A 12,530-nucleotide genomic window follows, 5' to 3' on the forward strand; every position below is an offset into this window, starting at 1 on the left:
AATTAAGACTCTAAAAATAATTGTGGTGTGATACGATATAAGAAAATATTTGCTAGGGGAAGATACTATGTTAGATCATCGTTTTCCATATGCGAAAGAAATAATTGAGACAGTAATAGAAAACGCTTACATTTGGGTTGTGATTGTTGATGCGGATGGAAAGATTATTTATATGAATGAAAACTACTGTCGATTTTGTGAAGTAACAAAAGAGGAAGTCGTTGGAAAGCATGTAACAGAAGTCATTGAAAACACACGAATGCACATTGTGGCTAAAACCGGAGATGAAGAAATAGCTGATCTTCAGTATATCCGCGGTAATTACATGATAGCCAATCGAATTCCAATCTTCGCAGATGGTAAAATAGTTGGTGCTTTTGGAACAGTTATGTTTCGTGATACAAAGGAATGGAGTGAGATGAACTCCCATGTTCGGCATCACCTTTCATCCATTCAGTCTTTTATTGAACAGCAGGAAGTTACTGGAGCGAAATATACATTAAATGATATTCATTCAAATTCTGCTACTATGTCTGAATTAAAAGAGAAGGTCAAATCGATTGCTGCTACAGATAGCTCAGTTTTAATCCGTGGGGAAAGTGGGACAGGAAAGGAATTGTTTGCACATAGCATTCATTTGTTAAGTCATCGAAGTGAAGGGCCGTTTGTTAAGGTGAACTGTGGAGCCATACCTGAGCAGTTGCTTGAGTCTGAATTATTTGGGTATGAAGATGGTGCGTTTACTGGAGCTAAAAAAGGTGGGAAAAAGGGAAAGTTCCAGCAAGCAAATGGTGGTACAATTTTTTTGGATGAAATCGGTGATATGAGTCTTCATATGCAAGTTAAGTTATTGCGTGTTCTCCAAGAAAAAGAAGTAGAACCGATTGGAGGCAATAGGACAATACCCTTGGATGTTAGAGTTATAACAGCTACGAACAGACCGTTAGAGGAACTCATGAAAACAAATGACTTTAGAAGTGATCTTTATTATCGAATCAGCGTTATTCCGCTGTTTATACCGCCTTTAAGGGATCGAATGGCAGATTTAGAAACACTTGTCCGTTATTTTATTAAAAAAGTTTCTTTAAGAACAGGTAAAAGAATTTCTATGATTCATGAAGACGTGATGGAGACGCTTCATCAATATCATTGGCAAGGGAATATTCGTGAACTGGAAAATATTATTGAAGCAGCCATTCATTTAGCCAAAACAGATGTCATTACACTGGAGGCAGTTCCTGAATATATTAAAAATCGGCCTAGCTATCATACTGATATGAAAGTCAACTCATTAAAGGAAATGTTAGCTCAAGCAGAAAAGAACATTCTTATTCGGACAATACAAAAACATGCTGGTGATAAAAGAATGGCAGCAAAAGAATTGCAAATTAGTAAGTCAAGTATGTATGAAAAAATTCAAAAATATGGCTTAACTTAGTAGTCCGAAAAAATGGAAAGCAGTCCGGAATTATGGACTGTTATTTTTTTAGTGTCATATAAATACGTAAAGTAGATGGACAAGTCTCATATTAAGATTGAGTGTCCGAAAAGGTGGAATGATTCTCGTGATATGTGAACCAAATTCGCAAGTTTAATCATAAGTGCATGTAAAGGGATATCGGTTTAAACATATTGTTTATTGAAATAGAGGTATTGGCACACTTCTTGCTGTTATATATGTGAAAGGAGGAAGTGACCATTTTCATTTTCATGATGAAAGGAAGGTTGTAAATAGGCGGACGTAAAAATGGAGAAATGAAAGCGGTTACCAAAAGACGTAGCTAGATTACTAGTTTGAGAACAGGAAAATACAAACGAAAGCCTCAAACAAAGGGGGAAACGAAATGTTAAGTATGATTGGGCTAGTCGGTGGTTTAGCACTCTTAATTTATTTGACTATGAAGGGTATGAACTTGTTAGTTGCAGGTCCGTTATGTGCTTTATTTGTAGCTATTTGTAGCGGGCTACCTTTATTTCCTCAATTAGTTGGTGAAGGGGAAGCTAACTTCGTAGGTAATTATATGACAGGCTTTTCAGGTTTTATATCATCTTGGTACCTGATGTTTTTATTAGGAGCGATTTTTGGAAAGGTTATGGAGGATAGTGGTGCGGCAGATAGTGTTTCAAAATGGATTGTTAGTAAGATTGGGATGAAAAGAGCTGTTATGGCAATTGTCATTGCTTGTGCTGTTTTAACATACGGTGGTGTCAGCTTATTCGTTGTTGCCTTCTCCGTTTATCCAATGGCGGTTAGTTTATTTAGAGAAGCTAACTTACCTCGGCGTTTTATCCCTGCAGCTCTTGCTTTTGGGTCTGTTACATTTACGATGACATCTGCCGGTTCACCCGAAATTCAAAACTGGATTCCAATTGAATACCTTGGTACATCACCGTACGCAGGTTGGGAAGTTAGTTTAATTGTAGCTGTATTTATGATCATTTTCGGGTATTGGTGGTTACGTCGAATGATCACAAAAGCTATTGCAAATGGTGAAACATTTGTTGCAAGAGAAAATGATCCAGTTAATGAAGATAAAGTTTTGCCAAATCCGTTATTCGGTATAATCCCATTGGTTGTTGTGTTAATTATTTCTTTTGCTTTCCACGACTCTTTACAACAATCAGCCCTTATTATTGCTTTATTAGGTGGAGTTATTGCTACGTATTTATTAAATCGTACCTATTTCAAATCTTTTTGGAGTGCAGTTTCAGAAGGGACGTTGGGAGCTTTAATCGCTCTCGGGAATACGGCGGCAGTTGTTGGCTTTGGCGGAGTAGCAAAAGCAGTACCTGCTTTTGAAGTGGCTGTTAATGCGATGACAAGTATACCGGGAAGTCCTCTCATCGGAGGTGCCATTGCTGTAAGTGTGATAGCGGGTATGACAGGTTCAGCATCAGGAGGTCAGGCTATTGCGTTGCCGTTGATTTCACCACATTACATGGATATGGGTGTGAATCCTGAAGCGTTACACAGAGTTGTATCAATTTCTTCAGGGGCGCTTGATTCCCTTCCACATAATGGCTATGTTGTAACAACTATTCGGGGAATTTGTGGGGAATCTCATAAAGATGCTTATAATCCGGTTGGTGCACTAACTGTCATTGTTCCATTATTAGGTGTTATTTTAGCCATTATATTATTTTCATTCGGACTTGGAATTTAGGAACGGAGGTAGGGTGTAAATGGTTCTGGCTCAAGTTGTGCTATTAACAGGAGCTGCCCGGGGGATAGGCTTTGAACTAGCAAAAGCCTTTGCAAAAGAAGGCGCAAAAGTAGTTTTAACAGACTTACATGAAGAACAGGTTCGTGCGAGTACAAAACGGCTGCAAGAAGAAGGATTGGATGTCAGTGGTTTACCTTGTGATGTCACAAACGAACAAAACATAATTGATGTTGTAAAAGAAACAGCCGCAAGATATGGAAGAATTGATACACTTATAAATAATGCAGGGCTTCAACATGTTGCACTTATCGAAGATTTCCCAACTGAAAAATTTGAGCAACTTGTTGGTGTTATGCTAGTCGCACCTTTTGTTTTAACAAAGCATGTTTTTCCGTTCATGAAAAATCAACAGTTTGGGAGAGTTCTAAACATCGCCTCTATTAATGGTTTAATTGGCTTTGCAGGCAAAGCTGCTTATAATAGTGCAAAGCACGGTGTCATTGGTTTAACAAAAGTCGCAGCATTAGAGGGGGCTCCTTATGGTATTACAGTGAATGCCTTGTGTCCGGGATATGTCGACACACCTCTTGTTAGAAACCAGCTTCAAGATTTGGCAAATACAAGAAAATTACCATTAGAGAATGTATTAGAGGATGTATTATACCCTCTCATTCCTCAGAAACGATTGCTTGATCCTAAGGAAGTGGCAGATTACGCTATATTTTTAGCCAGTGAAAAGGCAAAAGGAGTGACAGGGCAGGCAGTTGTTTTAGATGGTGGATATACAGTCCAGTAATATGAATAAAAAAGTTTTCATTATGAAGCTGACATATTACCCGCTACTTGCATATCCCGACAAATTTATATAAAATAAGCTTAATATGTATAGGAAATGAACGGTGAAAAGGAATAGTAGTTAGTAAAAATGTGTTCAGAGAGTTGACGGGTGGTGTGAGTCAATCAATTTTTGCTAATGAACTCACCTTTGAGTTACAAATGTGAACACCGCTTAAGGTAAAGTAATATTTGTCGTCGATCCACGTTACGGATGTCAAAGTGGGCATAATAACACTATGCCAAAGTTGGGTGGTACCACGGGAATTAAGCCTCTCGTCCCTATTTGGGATGTGGGGTTTTTTTGATTTTTTGAATTGGTAGTTGAATCTGAAGTCAGCCTTTCAGAGGTTATAAGCCACTACTGAATGGAAGGTGAAAAAACCTTCTATTCAGTAGCGTCTTATTGCCCTAGGTTGGCCAAAGTGCCTCCACCTTTATTTAAAGCTTTGACCCGTTCAACCGGTTTAATATATATAATGAAAGAATGAGATTTAAGGAGGAAAATACAGATGAGCTTCAATCATCAAGAGATTGAAAAAAAATGGCAAGATCATTGGCTACATAACAAGACATTTAAAACAACAGAGGATACAGACAAGCCGAAGTTTTACGCGCTTGACATGTTTCCATATCCATCTGGTGCAGGCCTTCATGTAGGTCACCCTGAAGGATATACAGCTACTGATATTTTATCCCGTATGAAACGCATGCAGGGCTACAATGTTCTTCACCCTATGGGATGGGATGCATTTGGATTGCCTGCTGAGCAATATGCGCTTGATACAGGAAATGATCCTGCAGAATTTACAAAACAAAATATTGATAACTTCAGAAGACAAATTCAAGCACTTGGTTTTTCTTATGATTGGGACCGCGAAGTAAATACAACAGATCCTGAATACTATAAGTGGACACAATGGATCTTCTTGCAGCTTTATAAAAAAGGTCTTGCTTATGTAGATGAAGTGCCTGTAAACTGGTGCCCTGCTTTAGGAACAGTTTTAGCAAATGAAGAGGTTATTGATGGAAAAAGTGAACGAGGAGGACACCCTGTTGAACGTCGTCCAATGAAGCAGTGGATGTTAAGAATTACAGCCTATGCTGATCGTTTATTAGAAGATTTAGAAGATGTTGATTGGCCGGAGAGCATTAAGGATATGCAACGTAACTGGATTGGTCGCTCTGAAGGGGCACATGTAACTTTCGAGATTGACGGTCATGATGAAACATTCACTGTTTTCACAACTCGCCCTGATACATTATTTGGTGCTACTTATGCAGTATTAGCTCCTGAACACAGCTTTATTGAAAAGATTACAACACATGATCAAAAAGATACAGTTGAAGCTTATATTGATCAAGTAAAACATAAAAGTGATTTAGAACGTACTGAGCTTTCAAAAGAAAAAACAGGTGTATTCACTGGTGCATATGCGATTAATCCTGTAAACAGTGAAAAAATGCCGATCTGGATTGCTGATTATGTTCTTGTAACTTATGGTACAGGTGCAATCATGGCGGTACCTGCTCATGATGAGCGTGACTATGAATTTGCAGTAAAGTTTGATCTTCCGATTAAAGAAGTTGTTAGCGGTGGAGATGTAACGAAAGAAGCGTATACTGGTGACGGTGAACATGTAAACTCTGATTTCTTAAACGGACTAGGAAAGCAAGAAGCGATCGAAAAAGCAATTGCTTGGCTTGAAGAAAACAATAAAGGTGAGAAGAAGGTAACATACCGCCTCCGTGATTGGTTATTCAGCCGTCAACGTTATTGGGGTGAGCCGATTCCAATTATCCATTGGGAAGATGGCACAATGTCAGCTGTTCCTGAAGAAGAGCTTCCACTTGTTTTACCAAAAACAACAGAAATCAGACCATCTGGAACAGGTGAATCACCACTTGCGATTATTGAAGACTTCGTAAATGTTGTTGACCCTGAAACAGGTAAAAAAGGTCGTCGTGAAACTAATACAATGCCACAATGGGCAGGAAGCTGCTGGTATTACCTGCGTTATATCGATCCAAAAAACAGTGAAGCATTAGCAGATGATGAGAAGCTTAAGCAATGGCTGCCTGTGGATATTTATATCGGTGGAGCAGAGCATGCAGTTCTTCACTTACTATACGCTCGTTTCTGGCATAAGTTTTTATATGATATTGGTGTTGTTCCAACAAAAGAACCATTCCAAAAGCTATTTAACCAAGGAATGATTCTTGGTGAGAACAATGAAAAAATGAGTAAATCAAAAGGAAATGTTGTAAATCCTGATGAAATCGTTGGCTCACATGGTGCCGATACACTTCGCTTATACGAAATGTTCATGGGACCATTGGAAGCTTCTATTGCATGGTCAACAACAGGCCTTGATGGAGCAAGACGTTTCTTAGATCGTGTGTGGCGCTTGATTATCGAAGACAATGGAGAAGTAAGTCCAAAGATTGTGGATGAATCAAGTGATACACTTGAACGCGTCTATCACCAAACCGTTAAAAAAGTAACTGAAGACTTAGAAGGCTTACGATTTAACACAGCCATTTCTCAGCTGATGGTGTTCATTAATGAAGCATACAAAACAACTGTCCTGCCAAAAGAATATGTAGAAGGTTTTGTGAAATTACTATCTCCAATTGTTCCGCATTTAGCCGAAGAGCTATGGAGTAAGCTTGGTCATGACACAACCATTTCTTACGAAGCATGGCCAGCATTTGACGAAGCAAAACTAGTAGAAAACGAAGTGGAAATCGTCGTACAAGTAAACGGAAAAGTTCGCGCAAAACTTTTAGTTGCCAAAGATGTAACAAAAGATCAGTTGGAGCAAATTGCTCTTGAAGATGATCGTGTGAAAGATCAAATTGAAGGAAAAACAATTCGTAAAGTTATTGCAGTACCAGGCAAGCTGGTAAATATTGTTGCAAATTAATTATAGCTAGGTAAGCCGACTCTTGGAAAAGAGTCGGCTTTTATATTGGGAGAAATATATACAGTATTGGTAGGGAATATGAAATGATACCGTAATCATACAAGAAAGTGATCGAATTAAAATAAAAGTTGGTTGAAAAAATCGAAATGTTACCGTAATCATACAAGAAAGTGATCGAATCGAAATAAAAGTTGGTTGAAAAACAAAGAAAAGTGGTTGAATCAGGTGGTGAGAGTAAGGAGTTGGTTGAAAAAATCGAAATGTTACCGTAATCATACAAGAAAGTGATCGAATCGAAATAAAAGTTGGTTGAAAAACAAAGAAAAGTGGTTGAATCAGGTGGTGAGAGTAAGGAGTTGGTTGAAAAAAGTGAAATGATACCGTAATCATACAAGAAAGTGATCGAATTAAAATAAAAGTTGGTTAAAAAACAAGAAAATGTGCTTGAATCAGAAGGTGGGAGTACACTATCTTCAATAATAGAGAACATATTATCGCCGAAGCTTCCCAAAACTAGCACCACCGCCCCTCACTTTGATATAATGCAACTATTAAATCTGAAAGGGTGTACAAGATGTACGAAATGAAAGAAATAACAGCTGAAGAAGTGCAACGCAAGTTAGAAAATGGTGAGAACATTGAATTAATTGATGTTCGTGAAGATGATGAAGTAGAAGCTGGAATGATTCCACAAGCACGCCATATTCGTATGAATGATATTCCGGAGCAGCTTGATGCGCTTGATAAGGACAAAGAAACGATTTTCATTTGCCGTTCTGGTGGACGCAGTGCAAATGTATGTGCTTATTTACAGGATAAAGGTTATGATGTTGTGAACATGGTAGGCGGAATGCTTGATTATAAAGGTAAAACAAAGCCAAAGAGTGAACTTTAAGTTCAAAAATAAACGTGCTTGTCCAAAAGACGAGCACGTTTATCTTTTTTCATGATAAATAATGAGGGCTGAGTAACAATAAATTTGCTCACCATCTTCATCCGTAGAAAAAGCAACATTGTATTTAATATCTCTTATTTGATTTTCCTCAAGCTCCTCTAAAAATTCATTGATTTCTTCTTCTAAGTCTTTTTCATGTTCTTCATCAAATAATGCAACCTTTAACATATGTTGTCACATCCTTTTGAAAATACTAGTTACCTACACTATATTAGGCTTCATCCTTGTGTATACCTAGTTTTTGAAAAAGAAAAGTCAAAGACAATCAAATATCATTATTATCTGACGGAATTAGCGTGTAAAGCTGCATTTGTTCCGGCCAGACGACCTGTTACAAGAGCAGATGTAATATTATAACCACCTGTATATCCGTGTATATCTAGAATTTCTCCGCAAAAATATAAGCCATCTATTAATTTTGAGGCCATTTCTTTTGGATGGATTTCCTTAACAGATACACCGCCACCGGTTACAAATGCTTTTTCAATTGACAATGTTCCATGAACCTGAAACTGAAATTGTTTGCAATCTTTCACAAATAAGCGAAGTTTTTCATTTGAAAGATTATCATAAGTAATGAGTGGATCTATCTCATTTTTCTCTAATAAAAATAATAAATATCGCTCAGGTAATAATCCTTTAAGGACATTTTTGATTGCTTTTTTAGCATCCGATTTTAAATCTTTAACAATTGATTGGAACAGCTGCTCTTCATTTGTGTCAGGTATAGCATCAATGCTGACAGTGATTGCATTTGTTTTGTATTTTTTCATCGCCTTCACAACATATTGACTACATCTAAGGACAGCAGGACCTGATATACCGAAATGGGTAAAAATCATATCCATTTTATGAGTGATGATCGCTTTTCCCTTTGGATTTAGCACGCTTAATGCAACATCGCGGAGAGAAAGTCCTTGAAGTGTTTTCTCTTGGATAAATGGTTCATTTGAAGTAATAGGAACCTCTGTTGGAAACAGCTCCGTAATCGTATGACCTGCTTTTTCCGCCCAAGCGTACCCGTCACCTGTGCTTCCGGTGTGTGGCACACTCTTGCCTCCAACAGCAAGCACAATAGATTTAGTTAAAAGGGTTTCACCGTTAATTAATTCAACACTTTGTACCTGATTTTCATGATAATGAACATCTCTAACTGGTTCGTTTGTTCTCACTTCGACATTTAGTCGTTTTAATTCACTAATTAAGGCATCAACGACTGATTGGGCCTTGTCTGTGACAGGAAACATACGACCATGATCTTCTTCTTTTAATTGAATACCTAAGTTTTCAAAGAATAAAATAATATCCTCATTACTAAATTCAGAGAATGCACTATAGAGGAAGCGTCCATTACCTGGTATGTGCTTGATGATTTCATCAATCGGCAGCCGGTTTGTCACATTACAACGGCCACCTCCTGAGATTGCTAATTTTCTACCTAATTTGTTTCCTTTATCTATGAGGAGAACCTTTGCCTTTTTCTCACCTGCTGCAATTGCAGCCATCAAACCTGAAGGACCTCCGCCAATTACGACTACATCATATGTCATTAATTTTTCACACCTTTATTTCTTCGTCTGCTTTAATATTATAGCTAAAGCTCTAGAAAGTAAAAACAAGATACGTTACTTTTTGTATAGAAGTTATGAAACCATACAATGATGTGGTATACAAGAAGGTTTATGGTAAAATAGAAAAGTTGAATCTTCATAGAGAAGAATGGTGAATAAGAAAATATGTCAAATAAATTATTAAGAGGTACCTTTGTCTTAACACTAGGAACCTATATATCAAGAATATTGGGAATGATTTATTTAATTCCATTTGCGGCGATGGTCGGAACAAATGGTGGGGGATTATTTCAAACTGGGTATGCCCAGTACACAATTTTCCTTAGTATAGCGACAGCGGGATTTCCAGCGGCTGTTTCCAAATTTGTATCGAAATATAATGCAGTTGGTGACTATGAAACAAGCAGGAGAATGTTCAAAGCAGGTATTTTCGTCATGCTTGCAACAGGATTTATTGCTTTTGCCATTTTGTATATGCTTGCACCTCAATTTGCGATCATGTCTCTTGCGGAAAACGAGCTTAACGGAATCACAGTTGAGGACGCAACACTTGTGATTCGGATGGTAAGTATCGCTCTTATTGTTGTTCCTTTAATGAGTTTAATTAGAGGATTCTTTCAAGGACATCAGTCAATGGGGCCAACAGCTGTATCGCAGGTTGTGGAACAATTAGTTAGGATCGTGTTTCTTTTAGCTTCAACATACTTAATAATGAATGTGCTAAATGGAGGGCTTGTTTTAGCAGTTGGCTATGCGACTTTTGCAGCCTTTGTTGGCGCAATTGGTGGATTAATCGTTCTGTTTATTTATTGGATTCGTCGAAAACATACACTTTTAGCCATGAAAGAAAATGTTGTGGAGACAGTATCTATGCCTTTAGGAAAAATGTTTAGAGAGGTATTTAGATATGCAGGTCCGTTTGTTTTTGTAGGCCTGGCCATCCCGATTTATAATTATATTGATACCGTTACGTTTAACAGAGCGATGCTACAAGTGGGAAATGACCAATCATACACAATGGATATGTATTCTGTACTGCTTTTGTATGTACCAAAACTTGTCATGATACCTGTTTCATTGGCTACCGCTTTTGGATTAACGTTAATTCCAACGATTACAGAGTCTTTTACGAATAATAACCGTACACTCCTGCATAAGCAAATTGATCAAACTTTGCAATTAATTATGCTGCTTGTTTTACCTGCGGTTGTAGGTCTTTCTATCTTAGCAGGACCCGCTTACAATGTATTTTATGCAGGTACTTCAGAAGAAGTTGGGAAGCAAATCTTAATGTGGTACGCACCAGTAGCATTGCTGTTTTCACTTTTTACAGTTAATGCTGCGATTCTGCAAGGATTAAATAAACAAAAACTTGCTGTCATTAGTTTAGTTATTGGAATTATTGTGAAGTTAGCTTTAAATACAACATTAATCGAGCTTTACGAAGGAGTAGGTTCGATCCTGGCAACAGCTGCAGGATATCTAGTTTCATTAATTTACGGGTTTGCGATGATTAAACGTCATTCAGGATATTCATTTAGGCTGTTAGTAAAAAGAACGGTTCTGATCTCTATGTTATGTATGTTTATGGGGTTAGCTGTTTCAGTTATACAATCCATATTAGGCATTTTTATCAACTATGCTGATGGAAGAACGAATGCGGTAATTGTAACGTGTGTTTCAGTAGCAATTGGAGGAGCAATTTACATATACTTAGCATACCGTTCACACCTCCTGGAAAAAATAATGGGCAACCGACTTAATCGTTTCTTACCGAAAAGGAGAAATCATGAGAATTGACAAATTATTATCTAACATAGGCTTTGGGAGTCGAAAAGAAGTAAAGCAATTACTCAAAAAAGGAGTCGTAAAAATAGATGGGCGGCCTGTAAAAGATCCAAAAACACATGTTGACCCTGATCAACAAGAAGTTATGGTAAATGAAGAGGTAGTTGAGTACAAAGAGTTTGTTTATTTGCTCATGAATAAACCTGCAGGCTATTTATCAGCAACAGAAGATGAATACCAAGAAACAGTCATTGACCTATTGGAAATGGAGGATGCCGTCCTTCAACCATTTCCAGTCGGCCGACTTGATAAAGATACAGAAGGATTACTGTTATTAACGAATGATGGACAACTTTCTCATCAACTTCTTTCACCGAAAAAACATGTTCCGAAAACCTATTACGCTGTCATTCTTGGTGAAGTAACAAATGATGATATCGCTGCATTTAAAAAAGGCGTAGAATTAGATGACGGGTATGTAACGAAGCCAGCTAATCTTGAGATTATATCGTCAGGAAATCAATCGACCATCCATGTGACAATCACAGAAGGGAAATTCCATCAAGTAAAAAGAATGTTTGAATCAGTAGGAAAAAAAGTTACGTATCTTAAAAGAATTTCGATGGGGCCAATTGTTCTGGATGAAGAAGAACTAAAAACAGGTGAATATAGAGAGCTAACTGAGGAAGAGGTTCAGATACTAAGAGAGGCAAAACCTATTGAACTATAGTTAGCAAAAAAAGAGGAACCTTTTAACAGAAAGGTTCCTTTATATGTATAGGGATCTAATTTTTACACTTAAAATTTAAGAAGACATCTTAACCTTTTTCTTTGTAGTGGCCCATTTACCTCTTGTTGGGCTGTGAACCAAATCGTTATATGCTAACACATTTAAGTCCCGCTGTATTGTTCTGGGTGTAATTCCAAATTCATCAACGAGTTGCTGTGTCGTCACAGTTCCCCGCTCATTTATAAACATGTAGACTGATTTAATTCTGGTTAGCATACGGTTTGTTGAAGGTTTCAAAAAACCACTCCTTATCGTTTGATCGCACTGGCTATGCCTACTACAACCTTTCGATGACTGCAACTTCAGATGTCACTTCATACATATTTAGTTTTTGCGGTTAAACGTTACAACAATATTTTACACGATTTCGACAGAAATAATCCATAGAAAAGATTCAATTTACACAATATTTACATATTAGTATGTTAAAAAGCTTGCACGCGCGTACTTAACACACTAAATCTATATGATTATTGTTCTGAATAGTATGACAATAAAATG

At 37.4% G+C, this 12,530-nt stretch carries 10 protein-coding genes and 1 other annotated feature; of the genes, 7 read left to right on the forward strand and 3 right to left on the reverse strand.

Annotation, left to right across the window (positions count from 1 at the left end; genetic code table 11):
• Positions 1-67: 67 nt before the first annotated feature.
• The 5 genes from BK577_RS07115 to BK577_RS07135 all read left to right on the forward strand — a co-directional run bounded on the left by BK577_RS07115 (position 68) and on the right by BK577_RS07135 (position 7,820).
• A complete protein-coding gene (locus BK577_RS07115; protein WP_078432273.1) occupies positions 68-1,438 on the forward strand; it encodes a sigma-54 interaction domain-containing protein in 1,371 nt (456 codons plus the stop codon).
• Between the two features lie 406 nt (positions 1,439-1,844).
• The gene (locus BK577_RS07120; RefSeq protein WP_078432274.1) at positions 1,845-3,164 is read left to right on the forward strand and encodes a GntP family permease; all 1,320 of its coding nucleotides are present in this window, start codon (positions 1,845-1,847) and stop codon (positions 3,162-3,164) included.
• A gap of 19 nt (positions 3,165-3,183) precedes the next feature.
• Positions 3,184-3,960, forward strand: a complete 777-nt coding sequence (locus BK577_RS07125; RefSeq protein WP_078432275.1) for a 3-hydroxybutyrate dehydrogenase — start codon at positions 3,184-3,186, stop codon at positions 3,958-3,960.
• A gap of 94 nt (positions 3,961-4,054) precedes the next feature.
• Positions 4,055-4,285: a binding site (T-box leader), on the forward strand.
• Positions 4,286-4,510: 225 nt separating this feature from the next.
• On the forward strand, positions 4,511-6,925 hold the full coding sequence (gene leuS, locus BK577_RS07130) for a leucine--tRNA ligase (protein ID WP_078432276.1): 2,415 nt from the start codon (positions 4,511-4,513) through the stop codon (positions 6,923-6,925).
• 574 nt (positions 6,926-7,499) lie between these two features.
• Positions 7,500-7,820 carry a rhodanese-like domain-containing protein gene (locus BK577_RS07135; RefSeq protein WP_026561316.1) on the forward strand — a complete coding sequence of 107 codons (321 nt, stop codon included), beginning with the start codon at positions 7,500-7,502 and terminating at the stop codon, positions 7,818-7,820.
• Between the two features lie 39 nt (positions 7,821-7,859).
• Here the strand turns inward: BK577_RS07135 and BK577_RS07140 are convergent, their stop codons facing one another.
• Both BK577_RS07140 and BK577_RS07145 read right to left on the reverse strand, forming a co-directional pair.
• Complete coding sequence (locus BK577_RS07140) at positions 7,860-8,048, reverse strand: sporulation protein Cse60 (RefSeq protein WP_026561317.1); 189 nt, start codon at positions 8,046-8,048, stop codon at positions 7,860-7,862.
• A gap of 110 nt (positions 8,049-8,158) precedes the next feature.
• Positions 8,159-9,430, reverse strand: coding sequence for a BaiN/RdsA family NAD(P)/FAD-dependent oxidoreductase (locus BK577_RS07145; RefSeq protein ID WP_078432277.1), 1,272 nt, complete (start codon positions 9,428-9,430; stop codon positions 8,159-8,161).
• A gap of 186 nt (positions 9,431-9,616) precedes the next feature.
• Here BK577_RS07145 and BK577_RS07150 point away from each other — a divergent pair, with 186 nt between their 5' ends.
• Both BK577_RS07150 and BK577_RS07155 read left to right on the forward strand, forming a co-directional pair.
• Complete coding sequence (locus BK577_RS07150) at positions 9,617-11,251, forward strand: putative polysaccharide biosynthesis protein (protein WP_078432278.1); 1,635 nt, start codon at positions 9,617-9,619, stop codon at positions 11,249-11,251.
• The gene (locus BK577_RS07155) at positions 11,241-11,969 is read left to right on the forward strand and encodes a pseudouridine synthase (RefSeq protein ID WP_078432279.1); all 729 of its coding nucleotides are present in this window, start codon (positions 11,241-11,243) and stop codon (positions 11,967-11,969) included. The genes BK577_RS07150 and BK577_RS07155 overlap by 11 nt, the downstream gene beginning before the upstream one ends.
• A gap of 75 nt (positions 11,970-12,044) precedes the next feature.
• On the opposite strand, the gene BK577_RS07160 is transcribed toward BK577_RS07155, so the two are convergent.
• Entirely contained in the window at positions 12,045-12,266 is a 222-nt protein-coding gene (locus BK577_RS07160; protein ID WP_046590011.1) for a DeoR family transcriptional regulator, read from the reverse strand.
• Between the last annotated feature and the right edge of the window lie 264 nt (positions 12,267-12,530).

The organism is Metabacillus halosaccharovorans (assembly GCF_002019635.1).
In the GTDB taxonomy this organism is placed as follows: domain Bacteria; phylum Bacillota; class Bacilli; order Bacillales; family Bacillaceae; genus Metabacillus; species Metabacillus halosaccharovorans.